The organism is Streptococcus sp. 27098_8_113 (genome assembly GCF_041432545.1).
Classification (GTDB): domain Bacteria; phylum Bacillota; class Bacilli; order Lactobacillales; family Streptococcaceae; genus Streptococcus.
On sequence record NZ_JAPVZU010000018.1, the window covers coordinates 1 to 14,399 of the forward strand.

28 protein-coding genes are annotated in these 14,399 nt (G+C 36.7%); 24 read left to right on the plus strand and 4 right to left on the minus strand.

Annotated elements, in window-relative coordinates:
• Positions 1–80: 80 nt before the first annotated feature.
• The 3 genes from O3644_RS09190 to O3644_RS09200 form a co-directional block, all read right to left on the minus strand.
• A complete protein-coding gene (locus O3644_RS09190) occupies positions 81–1,208 on the minus strand; it encodes a tyrosine-type recombinase/integrase (protein ID WP_371595544.1) in 1,128 nt (375 codons plus the stop codon).
• Positions 1,209–1,341: 133 nt separating this feature from the next.
• A complete protein-coding gene (locus O3644_RS09195; RefSeq protein WP_371595545.1) occupies positions 1,342–1,887 on the minus strand; it encodes a hypothetical protein in 546 nt (181 codons plus the stop codon).
• 53 nt (positions 1,888–1,940) lie between these two features.
• Complete coding sequence (locus tag O3644_RS09200; protein WP_371595546.1) at positions 1,941–2,696, minus strand: S24 family peptidase; 756 nt, start codon at positions 2,694–2,696, stop codon at positions 1,941–1,943.
• A 156-nt stretch (positions 2,697–2,852) separates the two neighbouring features.
• On the opposite strand from O3644_RS09200, the gene O3644_RS09205 reads away from it, so the two are divergent.
• From O3644_RS09205 to O3644_RS09215, 3 genes are all read left to right on the plus strand, one after another.
• Positions 2,853–3,065, plus strand: coding sequence for a helix-turn-helix transcriptional regulator (locus tag O3644_RS09205; RefSeq protein ID WP_371595547.1), 213 nt, complete (start codon positions 2,853–2,855; stop codon positions 3,063–3,065).
• 154 nt (positions 3,066–3,219) lie between these two features.
• A complete protein-coding gene (locus O3644_RS09210; RefSeq protein WP_371595583.1) occupies positions 3,220–3,483 on the plus strand; it encodes a helix-turn-helix domain-containing protein in 264 nt (87 codons plus the stop codon).
• Positions 3,484–3,672: 189 nt separating this feature from the next.
• On the plus strand, positions 3,673–3,924 hold the full coding sequence (locus O3644_RS09215) for a hypothetical protein (RefSeq protein WP_371595548.1): 252 nt from the start codon (positions 3,673–3,675) through the stop codon (positions 3,922–3,924).
• Here the strand turns inward: O3644_RS09215 and O3644_RS09220 are convergent.
• Positions 3,895–4,104: a hypothetical protein gene (locus O3644_RS09220; RefSeq protein ID WP_371595549.1), complete on the minus strand. Its 210-nt coding sequence runs from the start codon at positions 4,102–4,104 to the stop codon at positions 3,895–3,897. The genes O3644_RS09215 and O3644_RS09220 overlap by 30 nt on opposite strands.
• A gap of 117 nt (positions 4,105–4,221) precedes the next feature.
• Between O3644_RS09220 and O3644_RS09225 the strand changes: the two genes are divergently transcribed.
• From O3644_RS09225 to O3644_RS09325, 21 genes are all read left to right on the plus strand, one after another.
• Positions 4,222–4,500: a hypothetical protein gene (locus O3644_RS09225; RefSeq protein WP_371595551.1), complete on the plus strand. Its 279-nt coding sequence runs from the start codon at positions 4,222–4,224 to the stop codon at positions 4,498–4,500.
• 5 nt (positions 4,501–4,505) lie between these two features.
• On the plus strand, positions 4,506–5,210 hold the full coding sequence (locus tag O3644_RS09230; RefSeq protein WP_371595552.1) for an ERF family protein: 705 nt from the start codon (positions 4,506–4,508) through the stop codon (positions 5,208–5,210).
• Between the two features lie 19 nt (positions 5,211–5,229).
• Positions 5,230–5,547, plus strand: a complete 318-nt coding sequence (locus O3644_RS09235; RefSeq protein WP_371595553.1) for a hypothetical protein — start codon at positions 5,230–5,232, stop codon at positions 5,545–5,547.
• Between the two features lie 5 nt (positions 5,548–5,552).
• Positions 5,553–6,545 carry a DUF1351 domain-containing protein gene (locus O3644_RS09240; RefSeq protein WP_371595554.1) on the plus strand — a complete coding sequence of 331 codons (993 nt, stop codon included), beginning with the start codon at positions 5,553–5,555 and terminating at the stop codon, positions 6,543–6,545.
• Positions 6,545–7,192: a hypothetical protein gene (locus O3644_RS09245; protein ID WP_371595555.1), complete on the plus strand. Its 648-nt coding sequence runs from the start codon at positions 6,545–6,547 to the stop codon at positions 7,190–7,192. The genes O3644_RS09240 and O3644_RS09245 overlap by 1 nt, the downstream gene beginning before the upstream one ends.
• 2 nt (positions 7,193–7,194) lie before the next feature.
• Entirely contained in the window at positions 7,195–7,770 is a 576-nt protein-coding gene (gene ssb, locus O3644_RS09250) for a single-stranded DNA-binding protein (RefSeq protein WP_371595556.1), read from the plus strand.
• A 9-nt stretch (positions 7,771–7,779) separates the two neighbouring features.
• A complete protein-coding gene (locus tag O3644_RS09255) occupies positions 7,780–8,253 on the plus strand; it encodes a class I SAM-dependent methyltransferase (RefSeq protein WP_371595557.1) in 474 nt (157 codons plus the stop codon).
• 1 nt (position 8,254) lies between these two features.
• Complete coding sequence (locus O3644_RS09260) at positions 8,255–8,596, plus strand: hypothetical protein (RefSeq protein ID WP_371595558.1); 342 nt, start codon at positions 8,255–8,257, stop codon at positions 8,594–8,596.
• A 21-nt stretch (positions 8,597–8,617) separates the two neighbouring features.
• Positions 8,618–8,821, plus strand: coding sequence for a hypothetical protein (locus tag O3644_RS09265; protein ID WP_371595559.1), 204 nt, complete (start codon positions 8,618–8,620; stop codon positions 8,819–8,821).
• A complete protein-coding gene (locus tag O3644_RS09270) occupies positions 8,818–9,237 on the plus strand; it encodes a helix-turn-helix domain-containing protein (RefSeq protein WP_371595560.1) in 420 nt (139 codons plus the stop codon). Before O3644_RS09265 ends, O3644_RS09270 begins: the two co-directional genes overlap by 4 nt.
• A 9-nt stretch (positions 9,238–9,246) precedes the next feature.
• The gene (locus O3644_RS09275; protein WP_371595562.1) at positions 9,247–9,684 is read left to right on the plus strand and encodes a hypothetical protein; all 438 of its coding nucleotides are present in this window, start codon (positions 9,247–9,249) and stop codon (positions 9,682–9,684) included.
• Position 9,685: 1 nt separating this feature from the next.
• A complete protein-coding gene (locus O3644_RS09280) occupies positions 9,686–10,423 on the plus strand; it encodes a hypothetical protein (RefSeq protein ID WP_371595563.1) in 738 nt (245 codons plus the stop codon).
• Positions 10,424–10,648: 225 nt separating this feature from the next.
• The gene (locus O3644_RS09285) at positions 10,649–11,002 is read left to right on the plus strand and encodes a DUF1372 family protein (protein WP_371595564.1); all 354 of its coding nucleotides are present in this window, start codon (positions 10,649–10,651) and stop codon (positions 11,000–11,002) included.
• Positions 10,995–11,669 carry a DNA methyltransferase gene (locus O3644_RS09290; protein ID WP_371595565.1) on the plus strand — a complete coding sequence of 225 codons (675 nt, stop codon included), beginning with the start codon at positions 10,995–10,997 and terminating at the stop codon, positions 11,667–11,669. Before O3644_RS09285 ends, O3644_RS09290 begins: the two co-directional genes overlap by 8 nt.
• A 17-nt stretch (positions 11,670–11,686) precedes the next feature.
• Positions 11,687–12,100 carry a hypothetical protein gene (locus tag O3644_RS09295; RefSeq protein WP_371595566.1) on the plus strand — a complete coding sequence of 138 codons (414 nt, stop codon included), beginning with the start codon at positions 11,687–11,689 and terminating at the stop codon, positions 12,098–12,100.
• A complete protein-coding gene (locus O3644_RS09300; protein WP_371595567.1) occupies positions 12,097–12,612 on the plus strand; it encodes a DUF1642 domain-containing protein in 516 nt (171 codons plus the stop codon). The genes O3644_RS09295 and O3644_RS09300 overlap by 4 nt, the downstream gene beginning before the upstream one ends.
• Positions 12,609–12,887, plus strand: coding sequence for a hypothetical protein (locus O3644_RS09305; RefSeq protein WP_371595568.1), 279 nt, complete (start codon positions 12,609–12,611; stop codon positions 12,885–12,887). The genes O3644_RS09300 and O3644_RS09305 overlap by 4 nt, the downstream gene beginning before the upstream one ends.
• A 95-nt stretch (positions 12,888–12,982) precedes the next feature.
• Positions 12,983–13,210, plus strand: a complete 228-nt coding sequence (locus O3644_RS09310) for a hypothetical protein (protein ID WP_371595569.1) — start codon at positions 12,983–12,985, stop codon at positions 13,208–13,210.
• Positions 13,207–13,638, plus strand: coding sequence for a YopX family protein (locus O3644_RS09315; protein WP_371595570.1), 432 nt, complete (start codon positions 13,207–13,209; stop codon positions 13,636–13,638). The genes O3644_RS09310 and O3644_RS09315 overlap by 4 nt, the downstream gene beginning before the upstream one ends.
• Positions 13,622–14,026: a YopX family protein gene (locus O3644_RS09320; protein ID WP_371595571.1), complete on the plus strand. Its 405-nt coding sequence runs from the start codon at positions 13,622–13,624 to the stop codon at positions 14,024–14,026. Before O3644_RS09315 ends, O3644_RS09320 begins: the two co-directional genes overlap by 17 nt.
• Positions 14,019–14,399 (plus strand): hypothetical protein, encoded by a 381-nt coding sequence (locus tag O3644_RS09325; RefSeq protein ID WP_371595584.1) that lies wholly within the window; start codon positions 14,019–14,021, stop codon positions 14,397–14,399. Before O3644_RS09320 ends, O3644_RS09325 begins: the two co-directional genes overlap by 8 nt.

The window sequence follows — 14,399 nt, forward strand, 5'->3', positions numbered from 1 at the left end:
AAAATAAACCCTTGTAAATATTGATTTTTCAAGGGTTTTGTCATTTATTTAATTTTAAAAGGGGCAGTCGAGGGGCAGAATTAAAAAATACTATCTAATTTATTGACGAGCTTATCCTCCATGTCCGCAGTGGTATGAGAGTAGATCTCCAAAGTCATTTTAGCATTTGAGTGACCAACTCGATCCATTATTGATTTGATAGGTAGCCCTGACTCTGCTAAAAATGAAATGTGAGAATGTCTAAAAATATGGCTAGATAAGTTTTTTTCTATCCCGGCCTGTTTGCCATATTTTTTTAATACCTGTATAAAACAAGCTATCGTTGTAGGATTATTCCATTTTTCAAAGCAGAAAATATAATCTTCACTATTCAATGGCTGGAAACGTTCACTAAGTCGCACTATCTGTCTCTGGATAGCTTCTATGACAGTCTCTGATACTTTGATTGTCCGTATTGAGTTTGTAGTCTTTGGTAATGTTTTTATTTTGTTCACTGAATCAAAATTACCAGTGATCTCAATTTTGTTGTTTTGAAAATCTATATTTTTTAGCTGTAAGGCAGCTAGTTCACCATATCTCATACCAGTTAAGGCAAGTACAATCACCATATCAGCATACTTTTGATGATATTCTCGACTATTAAGGACATCAACTAATGTCTTAATTTCCTGCATGGTGAGAAAATTGTTACGCTTTTTTTCTAATTCCTCCAAAGTTCTTGGCTTTTTGGGGATGGTGGTATAATCTACCTCGTTATTTTCGATGTAGGAGTATTGAACTGCATAATTAAAGATGCCTCTAAGCCTGTGTCTTACTTTTTTAGCTGTAATATATCCATTGCTTTCAATAATTTTTTCGATGGCCTCCTGGAGAAAACGCCTATCAAGATTGGCCAGTAAAGTATCAGGCGGAATGACTTGGTTCATTATCTTATCTACTGACTTACAATTATGCTTTGTTGACTCTTTGACTGTTTGTGCCCACCATCTATAGAAAAGTTTATAAATTTCTTCAAAGGTAATGCTCTCTACTTGTTTTGTGTTGAGTTTTTTGTTTATTTTTTCTTGTAAAATAAGTGTAGCCTGATTTCTTGCTTGAGGTGTTTTCTTTTCCATTGTGACTGAGACTTTTTTTAATTTCTCGGTATATGGATCTTTGTACCTTTCAAAAAATTTATATTTTCCGCTCGGTAATTCTTCTACCCACATTGCTATTTCACCTCATTTCTGTTAAAATGAGTACAAGAAAACTGGCTTTTTAATGCCTAGTTTCTTATACTATTGTCTTGCCTCACGCTCAGACTCGCCAAAGTTGAGAGCGTGAGGCTTTTTTGTTTTGTTCTTATTTTACTTTGATTTTCATCTCTCCGTTCATCTTTTGAGAGACAAGAGAGTTACCGTCATCTGTTTTTATATGTAGCATTGGGTATGATTTGAAATCAACCCCATTAATACCAGCCCAAACATTAAAAGCCTCATGTTCTTTTGCTTTCAACCCGTCCGCAAAGGCTTGTAAATCAGTTTTTGAATAGAACTTGTACTCGTTAGGTACATTTACATAGAGGATGGTATCCTTGCTGTGGAAAGTGTAAGTGGTAATATCTACACCTTTATCAGTTAAATCTTGCTTGAAATACTCAATGAAACTAGCCATCTGATCCGCTGAGACCCGTGGCAACTTATCGTCACTTTCAGAACTAGCTTCAGTAGCCTCAGTAGTCTCTGTTTTCTCTGGTGCTTTTTCTTTTACCTCAGCACTTGAGCTTTGGGTGGCTACTTTTGGTGCCTCAGGAGCTTTAGTTTTAGGCGCTAATCCTAAAGCCTGTAAAACGAAACCGAGAGCGGCCAACGCTAAAAATCCTGCTATAAAGACTTTAACCTTTTTCATAAAATTACCTCCCAGCTTTTAGTGTGGTTCAGTGATTGCACATAATTTGTTTTTTAGATTTCTAACGGCATGAAATTGCCAACTACTTTTCCAATGATTCGGGGCTCTTCGCTATACGGAGCAAATTTATCTGCGTATTTATTATTCAAAGAGACGAGCCGTAAGCCGTCTTTTTCTTTGTAAACTTTTTTGATATAACTTTGACCATCCCAGTCTACAGCATAAATAGCACCATCGTAATCCCAACCTGTATCTTTGATAAGGGCTACGGATCCGCTTAGATAGTCTGGTTCCATAGAGTCTCCATATACCCAGCTAGCGAAGTCGTGGGGGATGTATCTATCAAAAAAGACGGTATCATAATTGCGATCTTCGTAGTAAGTTTCACCGGTTCCGGCAGAGAGTTTTTCAAAAACTTGATATTCGAATAGTTCTTCGTTGACTTCAAGTTGTTGCCCCTCTAGAAGCTCCTCGGATGTCCGTAGCACGATTTTTTTATTGTGGGTGGTTAATTGTACCACTTTATCCGTTATCTGCTGCGTGAGTGAATCTGGAGTTTTTGGGAGAGGATTAGCAGTAGATGAGTCTTTTTTTATTTGTGGAAAAAGATCATCAATCGAAATTTTAAAAGCACTAGCTAAGTCAAACATTGTATCTTTTTTAGGAGACCTGATGCCTTTTTCATAATTGCCAATGGCATTCTTACTTATTCCAATTTTAGAACCAAGCTCTTGTTGAGTCCAACCGTTTTTAAGTCTATATTGTTTTATTTTTTCGCCAATAATACTTGCAATTTGTTCTTTATCCATAACCGAATCTCCTTTCTATTATAAGAGAATTATAACACAAAACCCACGAAAAGAAAACTTTTTTACTTTTTTCGCAAAAAAAATATTGACAGCCCACGAAACGTGTGCTATAATTAAATCAAGCTTAGAGATAAGCAAATAAAAGGAGGTGAGAACGTGCAAATTTATCTTTACCAACTACGAAAGGAAAAAGGGATTACACAAAAAGAACTAGCCCAAAAATTAGGTATATCCGAAACCGCGTATCGTCAAAAAGAAAAAGGGCAACGTGCTTTTAAGTCAGATGAAATGTTTATTATCGCTGATGTTCTTGAAAAAGATATTGGCGAAATTTTTTCAGACCCAAGACCACGAAACGTGAACCAATAAATAGGGATTCAATTAGAGAAAGGAGATCGTATGACAGACTTTAAGGATTTGGATTGTCAGTTTATCTTTCAAGAATGCGACTGAAAATTATACTGCTGTTAGTAATAGCTTTATCAATGATCCAAAACTGGGGTTCACAGCGGTAGGCATTATGATGGTTGTTCTAGCTAACCACCCTAACTGGCAAGTCTATCCAGATGAGATAGCTAGACGAAAAGGTGTTAGCCGTGACATGATCGATCGTCATCTAAAAAAGTTAGAGGATGCTGGTTATATGCGTGTGATCAAAAAAAGCCTTGGTAGAGGTCGAGGAGTTCAGACTTTTAGATTCTTCTCAGATACAAAGATAACTGACTTTCAATTTGAAATCATGTTACAACGACTTGATGAAGCAATAAAAAAGTTATCCACAGTTTGATATTTACATTTCCGATTTTTACAAATCTGTATTTTACAAATCTGTATTTTACAAATCAGTAAAATAAGGCACTAATAAATACTAACTAACAACAAGTACTAACTAATAATAAATACTAACTAACAACAAGTAATACTCATTTTAATAAATAAAAGAGGGGAATTACAATAAAACTTGAAAGGAGAGTGCATGGAGCAATTAAAACTAAGTATTAAGCCTAAACATGAACCTACTGATGGCCAATGTTTAAGGTCATCAGGTTATTCAGTAAAAATCAATGGTTGGGAGCTTGGCCGTGGGGTAACTGGTTTTAGATTAGAAATGCCAGCAGGAGAAAAACCAAAAATCACTATCACGGCAATTCCAGACATTATGGAAATTGATGCGACAGTGATTGCTGAAATTCAGAAATTACAATCTGAAAGCGATATAGAATCCTGAGAAATCTTCCTCAAGATATGCTGTGATTTGACCGGTTGAGATTAGGTGCTTAGCGGTATCTCTAAAATCATCTTGATCAAATTCTTCAGAACGGAAATCATGAGAAGTACCAGCTGGGACAGTTGGCTCCAGCTTAGCAAACTCTAGGATCTTATCAGCTATATTTTTATTAAATGACATTTTTAACCCTCCTTTCTGGTTTCATTATAGCAGAAAAGAGGATAGCAAAAAAGCCCACTGATAGGGTCAGGGGCTTACTAAAAACACTAAGTAAATTATATCACGAAAGGAGCAAAAATGGAAGCAGTTCAAATGGTGAGAATTAAAGATGTGATCATCGAGAAGGTAGCAGCAAACGATGGAGAGCTAGAGCATATTTTCGGATGTTCAAAACGGCAAGCAGGGGACATGAGGCGAGAAATGAAGAAATTGCCTAGTCAGCGAAAGCACCTCAGAAATGATGGACAGCTTGTCACGATTAAAGGCTTTGATGCTTATCTACAATACAGAGGCAGTCAGTCATGGAAGAAAGAAATGGCTAAAATCGTTAAGATGAAAAGGTCACTTGGAGGATAGACGGTATGGCAAGTTTAACTTTCCCAGAATTGCAACAAAAAATGCAACTAGAAAAAAAGAAATCAAAAGATGTAAAGTACGCATTTAGAAATGCCGAGGATATCTATACAACTTTCAAAGAGTTGAAAAGTGATTGGTCTGTAATTGTGACGGATGAACTCATTGAGCTTGTTGGAAAAATCTTTGTAAGAGCAACAGCTGTAGCTTTCAATGATGAGAGAGACGAGAAATACCAATCAACAGCATACGCTGAAATGAGTCCAGTACCTGTATTCAATACACAAAAAGGTCAGATTAAACAGATGCAGGAGCCACAGTGGACAGGTGCGGTCAGCTCATACGCTCGAAAGTACGCCTTACAAGGTCTATTCGCTATCGGCGAAAAAGACATTGATGAGTATCCAGTAGAAGAAAGCCAAGAACAAGGGCAGACTAATCAGCAACAGCAACCAGATAACCAATCATCTCAAGGCAGAAACGCTAATCAAGCAGATTTAATCAATACTGACCAATACAAGGCAATTTACGGAAAAGTTCGTACATGGGCACAACTGAAAAACACCAGCTTTGATTTAGTTGCTAACTATGTGCTGCAGCATTTCAAAATCCGTGATTTTCACGATATCCCAGAACTGCATTTTGACACAGTTATGAGCTATCTAAATGGTCAGATAGCTAAAGCTCAAGGACAAGATTTTAATAATTTATAAAAAAGAAAGAGGAAACAACATGAAACAAACTAAAAAATTTATTGCTTTTCAACAAAAAGAAAATGGTCATTTTGTGTCAGAATACAAACACAACGATCATCGTTTAGCTTACGCAGTAGGTCTGTGTAATTGCATGCAAGATGCTTTAACCTTGGATTACGACGCTTATGAAGAACAACAAGAGCAGATGGCTGCATTGGCAGAGTCTTTTGGTTGCAATATCGTTGTTGTCGAGGCAACGCACGAAATCAAAATGCTAGATGGATCAGATGCGCCAGAGCCAGTAAAACGTGATATTAAGGCTGATTTATTCAAATTCTTAGGATTGGAGGATTAGAAAAAATGAAAGATGTGACCTTAAGTGAACTAGAAAACATTAAGCCGATTTATGTGCCAGGAAAAATCACTCTTGACTTTGATAGTCTTGATAAAGCCATTGCTCTAGCAGTTTCGCAGCTTGAAGATAAAAAAATTGATGAACTTGATTATAAAGAAATCAAAGAACAAATCACAAGATACAAAGCCCTTGATGATGGATTAGATAGTGAGCGTAAAAAGATTGCTAAGAATTTCAAAAATCCACTTGATGAATTTGAAGAAAGACTTGAAAAATCACGCATCCCATTAGGTGAACTGCTAACTAAACTTAGAAAGGTCAGGGATGATATTGATGAACACGAGCGATTGTTGCGCGTGGATATCGTCCGTGCCGCTTTTGAAGATAAATGTATGGTAGCAGGTCTTGAAAAATCCACATTTGAAGATCGTTACGATGAATACAGCCTCAAGAAGTACTTTAAAACAGGTAAATTTGAACTCAAGAAATCAACGCTTGATGAAATGGATACTTTGGTATTGGCAGAATTTGATGCTCTTGAAGAATTTAAAGCAAACAAACAGGCTATTTTGGATCAAGCTAATGAATATGACTTGCCAGCTGATAGCTATATCAGACACCTTGAGGATGGAAAAACTTTGGTGGATGTTTTAAATCTCATGAAGTCTGATCGTGATGCTGCTATCTTGCGCAAAGAGCAGAAAGAGGCTCAAGAAAAAGCAGAAGCTGAACGGCTTGCAGAAATTGAACGCTTGGCCAGAGAAAACGCCGATGCGAATATCAAGGCTATTGATGCTGAAACAGGCGAGATTTTGGAACAGGGTACAATTACACCAGAACAGCAAAACAAAGCGCAAGAAGTGCCCAAATTTGAGCCTAGTGAGCCTTTGGAAGTCACAATGCTCTTGACTTTGCATGGCGGCAAACCTCAACTAGAGCAGCTTAAAGAATATCTTGAGGATAACTTTATTAGTTTTGAAACTTTAGGAGGTATGTAATGACATTTAAAAAAAGTGATTTGCTTAATTACAGGCAGCTTTGGTGGCTTGATAAATTTCTAACGGGGCATAAAGGGTTTATTGCTGGTGGTTGTTTCAAAAACATTTTTAATAACGAGCGTGTTAAAGACTTGGATATTTTCTTTGAAAGTGAAAAAGATTTTTTGGAGGCGAAAAGTTACTATAAGAAACAGTTAAAAGAAAATCCTAATGATTGGAGATTTTCTTATGAGAACAAAAATTGTTGGTCAATCTATTCTGTCAAAGAAAAAGTTCGTCTCGAACTTATTAGAAATACATACGGAACACCAAAAAATGTTATTGCAAATTTTGATTTTACAATTACAAAATTTGCTTACTACAAGAATTATGAAAATGTAGATGAAAATGATTATATGGCTGTTTTTGAAGTATTATTTCATGAAGATTATTTTGAACATTTACACACAAAAAGGCTAGTTGTAGATGATAGATTGCTTTACCCGGTCAGCACTTTTAACAGACTTATGAGATATGCAAAGTATGGCTATCAACCATGTAGAGAAACAAAAATAAAAATTGTAAAATCTCTGGCAATGCTAGACCCCGAAAATCAACGAGACTTTGATGAACAGTTAGGAAAAAGTTTATACGAAGGGATGGATTAAAAATGATCAATAACGTTGTTTTAGTAGGTCGGCTTACAAAAGATGCTGAACTGAGATACACGCAATCTAATATTGCGGTTGCTACGTTTACTCTTGCTGTAAATCGTCCGTTTAAGAACGATGCTGGAGAGCGTGAGGCTGATTTCATCAATTGCGTTATCTGGCGTCAGCAGGCAGAAAATCTTGCTAATTGGGCTAAAAAAGGCTCGTTGATTGGCGTTACAGGTGCAATCCAAACTCGTAACTACGACAACCAACAAGGTCAGCGTGTCTATGTCACAGAAGTTGTTGTTAGTAATTTCCAATTGTTAGAAAGTCGCAGTAGTCAGCAAAATAATCAAGGTTATCAAGATAATTATGGCGGACATCAGCAACAAGGCTACGGTAATCAAGGTGGTAATTTCCAAAACGGAAACAACCAAGGAAACAATTTCCAAAATGGAAATAGTTACGGACAACAAGGTAGCTTTTTCGAGGGTAATACAACAAATCCAGTTCCTGATTTTACCCGTGATAACAATCCATTTGGTAGGTCGTCAAATCCATTGGATATCAGCGATGATGATCTGCCTTTCTAGGAGGTGCTGATGTCAGATATTAAAATACTAGACGCATGTTGTGGCAGTCGGATGTTTTGGTTTGATAAAAACGAAAGCCACACAATTTTTATGGACATCAGACAAGAAAAATTTGAGATACATGGGAAAAAGGTCAATGTAGACCCTGATATTATCGGTGATTTTCGTTCTATGCCATTTGAAAACAACACTTTTAACTTGGTTGTTTTTGATCCCCCTCATTTAAAATGGGCAGGTAAAAATTCCATCATGAAAGCTCAGTATGGACAGTTGGATAAAGTTACCTGGTCAGAGGATTTGGCCAAAGGTTTTGAAGAATGTATGAGAGTTCTGAAAGTGGGGGGCACGCTAGTTTTCAAGTGGTCTGATTGCCAAATAAACGTAAAAAAATTATTAGAGGTGATACCATTCAAGCCTTTATTTGGTCAACAAAGAGGCACCACACACTGGCTAACGTTTGTAAAGTTTGAGGAATATAATTAACATGACATTTTATGTTTATAGACAAAACAACTCTGGAGGCTATTTTGTTAAAGATGGGAATGTGAGCATTCATGTCATCGTAGAAGCAGATACGGAAGAACAAGCAAATGAAAAATTTGATGAAATTCTTGATGGTGATTCCCAATACACAACATACTGCCCATGTTGCGGAGAGCGTTGGTATGGTGTAGATGAAGTTTATGAAACAGTAGAGATTTCAGATTCTTTGGTTGAAGAGCTAAAACGACATCGATTCTATGACGAAGCTATTTTGTATGCAGCAGACGGTACTAAGAAAAAGCTACCTTGGCTTGTTTATGGTATGTATGAATACTTACAATAATTTTTTAATCGGAGAAACTACATGACAAAATTTGAACTTATTTTAATTTTAACTGCTATTTTGACGACAACGTGGTCAGGAATTGTCACCGCTTTTGCAAGAAAAGCCGTATGTAAGTACAAGCGACAGGTTGCCTATTACCAAAAACCTGACACTCAAATTAAGATTGCGCAGCATGTTATCAAAAACAAATTTTATGAAACAGGCCAGGAGGCTTTCAAATGAAAGTATTTGATGGCGCAAAATTACGAGCCATCCGCAAAGAGGCAGGTCTTACACAGTATGACCTTGCCCCTAAGTTGGATGTTTCTCAAAACAGAGTCAGCGACATTGAGCGTAATGTCGCCGATCCTACCACAGTTGAAATTGATGCTTTTGCAGAAATCCTGAAATGCCAAGTATCAGCATTTTTGAGCGATGAAGCGGATATCGTTGTAATTACTAATACTTTTACTAAAAAGAAAAAAGGGATTGTTTCTGATACAGAAGAAGATACATCCGAGCAATTAGAATTACTGCCAGATGATGATATGATTACTGGCCGTGATTTAACTGGTTACATTCTAATTAAGCAAGAGGCGTATCAGTCCTTGCTTGAGGATCAATCAAAATTGAAACAGCTGCAAAGTTTATTGAAATAGGAGGAGAAAATGACTAAAAAACTAATAGGCTTAGACCTATCACATATTGCAGAGGGTGGGTTACAGGAAAAATTGGATCATGAACTTGAGAAAGTTTTTGACAACATCCTAGACCTAAATACAGATGCGAAAGCAAAACGCACAATCACAATTACGCTGAAAATGTCATCTAATGATGAGCGTACAGTAGTTGATACTATCATGGATGTAAAAGCTAAGCTAGCACCTCAAAATGCAGTAGCTACAACTATTCTTGTTGGTCGCGACTATGATACAGGTATGGTGCATGCAAACGAACTTAGAAGTAGTATGCCAGGTCAGATGTATTTTGATGACGAGGCTCAATTACGAACCGATATTGGACAACCAGTAGAGGAAGTGGAGCAACAGCAAGCAGAAACAAAACCAGATATTATTGATTTTAACAAGAAGAAAGCAGGTAACTAATATGACAACAGAAAATCTTAAAGCAGCATTGGAATACGCAGTAGAACTAAATGAGCATGGATTAGAAATTTTAACAGCAGTAGATGGTACAGAGTATTTTGACGCTAACAAATTCAACCTTAAAGAACTTGACCCTAAACGCTATCCTAAAACTTTGGAGCTATCAACTTTAACAAGTCTTGTTGACTATCTCAAAACAGATCTCAACAATTTGAAAAAACAACGCTTGATTGTAACAGTTGAGAAAAATGATGAGGTGTGTGTTTGGTCTGAAAATGATGAGCGTGAGCATCGTACATTACTTGTTGATGTTAAGGCACGCATCCCAGAGCTTTCTTTTGGCCGTTTCCTATCACCAGAGCAGTTTAACATCATGTTGCAATCAAACTTTATTGATGACACTGACCGTAGCGCATTATTAGAGTTTGCTAGCGCACTAAAAATTGAGAATGGAGCTGAAATTGAAGATAATGGAGTATCTCAAGTAGCAACTGTAAAAACGGGTGTAGCAAGTCTTGCTAAAGGCAAAGCACCTAATCCAGTTACATTGCGCCCATATCGCACTTTTGCTGAAGTCAAACAACCAGCAAGCTTATTTGTCTTTAGGATTGACAAACAAGCAAATATGGCTCTATTTGAGGCAGATGGTAAGCGTTGGGTAGCTGAGGCGGTGGGAAACATTGCAGCCTATCTAAAAGAGCAACTAGCAGACCAAGAAAATATCACAATTTTGGCGTAAAGCATACTGCAAAAGTGCCTGATTAAAAATTGAGAGAAAAAAGTATGATTGGATTTTATAAATTTATGATTGTATCAGCATGCCTTTTATTGGCATTGCTGATTGCAATCGCTGGAAGAAATAGCTTTAAAGAAAATACATTCGATAAAGTTTTATGGTTCGTACTGTATATCTATGCGTTTGGGTTGTTGCAAACGGTCTATAAATTACTATCTGGAGGTTAAGATGATCAAAAAGCAATTGATTAGCCTTTGCTTAGCGATATTTTTCTTGGCAATAGCTGTATTTAATCTTGGGATAGCAGTATCGAGAGATCATTACAGAGAAAAAATCTCGGCGCTAGAAAAACAGGTCGATGAATTAAAACAGAGAAAATCTGTTATCATTCATCAGGTAGATAACGCTGGGGGAATGATGTATGGAAAAATAACTGACAAACAGATTATATCCGGCCATTACACCGTAACTGCAGGAGCTTACGGGAAGTTTTTGGTCGCAAAATCTCAATATGATAATCTTGAAATCGGTGATGATATACCAGAGTATTTAAAACAGAGAGGTTCTGTTAGTAATGAGTGAATTTTTAAACCAAGATTGTTTGCAGGGAATGAAGAATTTTCCAGATAACTATTTTGATTTAGCCATTGTTGATCCACCATATTTTTCTGGCCCAGAAAAAAGAAAATTTTACGGACGTAAAGTAAGTCCAATTGGAGTCAGTAGGTTGTATGGCGAAACCTCAGAGTGGCAAATTCCAAATCAAGATTATTTTGACGAGCTTTTTAGAGTATCAAAAAATCAAATTATTTGGGGCGTGAACTATTTCGACTATTCTTTTGGTTCGGGACGTATTGTGTGGGATAAAGTCAATGGCTCATCAAGTTTTTCCGACTGTGAGATAGCATACTGCAGTTTGCATGATAGTACGCGCTTGTTTCGCTATATGTGGAATGGTATGATGCAAGGTAAGTCAATATCTGAAGGGCATATTCAACAAGGAAATAAGGCATTGAACGAGGTTAGAATCCATCCGACACAAAAACCGACAAATCTTTATTTCTGGTTGTTACAGAATTACGCAAAAGAGGGGGATAAAATACTTGATACCCATGTAGGATCAGCAAGTAGTTTGATTGCTTGTCAAGAGTTAGGTTTTGAGTATGTTGGTTTTGAAAAAGACAAACACATATATGAGTTGGCAGCGACCAGGCTAAGCAGCTATAAATCACAAATAAAATTATTCTAAGAAATTAGGAGTTTTGAATGAAATTTGAATTTTCTTTACCTAGAAACACCAAAAACAAAGCTCTGAACATGGTTATCAACAGTAACGATAGGCAACATCAGACAGATAAAGCCAAGGTTACTAGGCGCATTAGAATTTTTGCTTATTGGCATACATTGATGAACAAGGATAAAGGGAGGGCTGCTTTTAGTCCCTCTAATCCTTGTGAGGTTACAGTTACAATTTACAGCCCTACTAAATCTAAACTAGATCCGCCCAATCTATATCCGACAGTCAAAGCTATTATTGATGGCATGACAGATGCGGGTATTTGGACAGATGATAATCACAAGGTTATCAAAAAGCTGTCATTTGTCTATGGTGGCTTGAGCGAGGAGAAAGGGCATTATAGGTTAGTTTTTGATATAGAGGAGATAGAGGCAGAAAAATGAATAAGCAGAAATTGATTGAACGTATTGAGGGCTTACCTTACAATGAAGGACTTATCGTAGATACGATTAAAATCAGTAGAAAAGGACTTTTGGAGCTAGTGAATCAACTAGACGAATCAGAGAAGGTCAAAATTCCTCAGTTTGTAGCGGAGATTATTGAGTATTACAAAGGGCAGAACGCTACGTTATATGATGCGCTCAGAGAGAAGAACTTTAATAAACAATACAGTGATTGGTTACTGAATGAACAGAATGCTTACGACAAAGTCGCTCGCGCTTGGGTTGATGGGTACGAGATTGAGCAGGAGAAGCGATATATTGTGATTGTTGTAGGCATGAATCGTATTAATGGCTGTATTAGCTATAATAAGAATCTTGATAAATGGTTTTTTGGTACAGTTACTGATCAAAAACCTTACCGCACAAAACACACTCGCAAAGAACTAGAAGAAGCAGGTTTCGGCTGGGTGTTTGATTGTCCAGGCATTAAGATTGAGGAGGCGGAAGAGTGAAAAAATTAGGAATTATTTTAGGATCGGTATTTGTAATCGTTGTATCGCCGTTCGTTGTTCAGTACGGATGGAATGAAATTATCACAACGATCCTTCCAGTTGGTAAAATTACAGTCTGGCAAGCATTAGGGATGGATGCACTACTATCTTTCATCTGGCCTGTGCTGTCTAGTAAAAAAGAATCTGAAGAGGATTATTCATATGCTGTAAAGAGCAGCATTTCAAAAATCATTGTATGTGCATTTTTGATATGGTTAGCTAGTTTGTTTATTTAAGGAGCATTTGTAGACTGAAATATTTGAAGAAAAGAGGTAATTAAGATGACCAAAACTATTGAAATCCCAGATTGGCTGATTGAGGAGGTGGAAGAATGAGTAGATTTGAAATCTCTCTATCTAAAGATGACCTTGAACATATCGCTAACGGTTATGACATCAAAATCAAAATCAACGGTAAAATGTTTTTGGAAACAAATGAAATCATTTTGAAGCCTGCATTGACAAATGATGTTATGGCCCCGATATTGAATTATAGAAATAAATTAATTGATACTGAAGTACAAAATATTGCTAATAATTTTAGAGGAGGCGCAAGATGATTCCGAAATTTAGGGCGTGGGATAAAGAGACGCAAACCATGAATGGCATGGCAGAAATTTACAGAAACAAAAAGCAAGAAATTGAATTGCATCCTAGAGATGAACATATTATTCTCATGCAGTCAACAGGTCTCTTCGACAAGAACGGTCAGGAGATTTTCGAGGGAGACCTTATAAAAACTAGTTCAGCTGTTTGCCTTGTCGATTTTGGAGAATATACTTACCTCGAAGATGATGAAACCGAAATCAAAGCTATAGGGTTCTATCTTGCGTTTCTAAATACACATCCAATGTCTTGTTGCCCGTTCGAATCTCTATTCTGGAAAGGGTGTGAAGTCATTGGAAATATCCACGAAAACGAGTTAGATTTAATTATGTACGAAGCTTGGAAATTTAATAAGGTGGTAGCAGATGATTCCAAAATTTAGGGCGTGGGCAGGTGGCTCATTATGTCGTATGTATCAACCAGACGAAGTGATGGTTGGAAATGGTGACATCTGGATTGTTGATGAGGATTCAGTTGCTGGTGACTGGATTGTGAACAATGACCTTGAACTCATGCAATCTACAGGGTTCAAAGATAAGAACGGCAAGGAAATCTTTGAGGGGGATGTTGTACAATTTGAAGATTGTTATACCGAATCAGATTTTTTGTATATAAACAAGGGTATTGTCGAGTGGAGTCAAGGAAGTTTTACTGTTACCAATAGGGATTCTGTAGAAATGGAAGATTTGCTTGATGGAGAGATATTAGATGTAACAATCATAGGCAACATCTATGAAAATTCAGCACTGATGTGGTTAGATGATGACTAAAAAGAAAATAGAGCGTCTATCAGTGATACACCGCAGAGAGATAATTTGGCTCAAGTGGTATTTTTTGAGAGATAAAGAAAATCCTAAAAAAACAATTCTTGAGCAGAAAATTCATAAAAGTTTTTTAGATAATAAACTTGACAAAGCGAAATTTTTAGTCAATCTAAAAACTGTTACAGCAGAATTTGTAGAAAAATCAGATGAAAAGATTTTAAAAACCATCAAAGAGGTTTATGTCTACGAAAATCTCAATGTGATTGGCGCTTGTCAAGAAATCTTATATCTAAGTCCTAGCCCAGCTTATAATCATCTCAACAAATGGTTTGATAAGTATTTCTACTCCACTTACAAATATCTCCCTCTAAAAATATAA

Coding starts and splice junctions, on each gene's coding strand:
- O3644_RS09300 (WP_371595567.1), top strand. CDS start 12,097: ATGAATAAGCAGAAATTGATTGAACGTATTGAGGGCTTACCTTACAAT.
- O3644_RS09215 (WP_371595548.1), top strand. CDS start 3,673: ATGGAGCAATTAAAACTAAGTATTAAGCCTAAACATGAACCTACTGAT.
- O3644_RS09195 (WP_371595545.1), bottom strand. CDS start 1,887: ATGAAAAAGGTTAAAGTCTTTATAGCAGGATTTTTAGCGTTGGCCGCT.
- O3644_RS09210 (WP_371595583.1), top strand. CDS start 3,220: ATGGTTGTTCTAGCTAACCACCCTAACTGGCAAGTCTATCCAGATGAG.
- O3644_RS09260 (WP_371595558.1), top strand. CDS start 8,255: ATGACATTTTATGTTTATAGACAAAACAACTCTGGAGGCTATTTTGTT.
- O3644_RS09255 (WP_371595557.1), top strand. CDS start 7,780: ATGTCAGATATTAAAATACTAGACGCATGTTGTGGCAGTCGGATGTTT.
- O3644_RS09270 (WP_371595560.1), top strand. CDS start 8,818: ATGAAAGTATTTGATGGCGCAAAATTACGAGCCATCCGCAAAGAGGCA.
- O3644_RS09320 (WP_371595571.1), top strand. CDS start 13,622: ATGATTCCAAAATTTAGGGCGTGGGCAGGTGGCTCATTATGTCGTATG.
- ssb (WP_371595556.1), top strand. CDS start 7,195: ATGATCAATAACGTTGTTTTAGTAGGTCGGCTTACAAAAGATGCTGAA.
- O3644_RS09315 (WP_371595570.1), top strand. CDS start 13,207: ATGATTCCGAAATTTAGGGCGTGGGATAAAGAGACGCAAACCATGAAT.
- O3644_RS09235 (WP_371595553.1), top strand. CDS start 5,230: ATGAAACAAACTAAAAAATTTATTGCTTTTCAACAAAAAGAAAATGGT.
- O3644_RS09230 (WP_371595552.1), top strand. CDS start 4,506: ATGGCAAGTTTAACTTTCCCAGAATTGCAACAAAAAATGCAACTAGAA.
- O3644_RS09280 (WP_371595563.1), top strand. CDS start 9,686: ATGACAACAGAAAATCTTAAAGCAGCATTGGAATACGCAGTAGAACTA.
- O3644_RS09285 (WP_371595564.1), top strand. CDS start 10,649: ATGATCAAAAAGCAATTGATTAGCCTTTGCTTAGCGATATTTTTCTTG.
- O3644_RS09275 (WP_371595562.1), top strand. CDS start 9,247: ATGACTAAAAAACTAATAGGCTTAGACCTATCACATATTGCAGAGGGT.
- O3644_RS09295 (WP_371595566.1), top strand. CDS start 11,687: ATGAAATTTGAATTTTCTTTACCTAGAAACACCAAAAACAAAGCTCTG.
- O3644_RS09200 (WP_371595546.1), bottom strand. CDS start 2,696: ATGGATAAAGAACAAATTGCAAGTATTATTGGCGAAAAAATAAAACAA.
- O3644_RS09310 (WP_371595569.1), top strand. CDS start 12,983: ATGAGTAGATTTGAAATCTCTCTATCTAAAGATGACCTTGAACATATC.
- O3644_RS09190 (WP_371595544.1), bottom strand. CDS start 1,208: ATGTGGGTAGAAGAATTACCGAGCGGAAAATATAAATTTTTTGAAAGG.
- O3644_RS09225 (WP_371595551.1), top strand. CDS start 4,222: ATGGAAGCAGTTCAAATGGTGAGAATTAAAGATGTGATCATCGAGAAG.
- O3644_RS09265 (WP_371595559.1), top strand. CDS start 8,618: ATGACAAAATTTGAACTTATTTTAATTTTAACTGCTATTTTGACGACA.
- O3644_RS09245 (WP_371595555.1), top strand. CDS start 6,545: ATGACATTTAAAAAAAGTGATTTGCTTAATTACAGGCAGCTTTGGTGG.
- O3644_RS09325 (WP_371595584.1), top strand. CDS start 14,019: ATGACTAAAAAGAAAATAGAGCGTCTATCAGTGATACACCGCAGAGAG.
- O3644_RS09220 (WP_371595549.1), bottom strand. CDS start 4,104: ATGTCATTTAATAAAAATATAGCTGATAAGATCCTAGAGTTTGCTAAG.
- O3644_RS09240 (WP_371595554.1), top strand. CDS start 5,553: ATGAAAGATGTGACCTTAAGTGAACTAGAAAACATTAAGCCGATTTAT.
- O3644_RS09290 (WP_371595565.1), top strand. CDS start 10,995: ATGAGTGAATTTTTAAACCAAGATTGTTTGCAGGGAATGAAGAATTTT.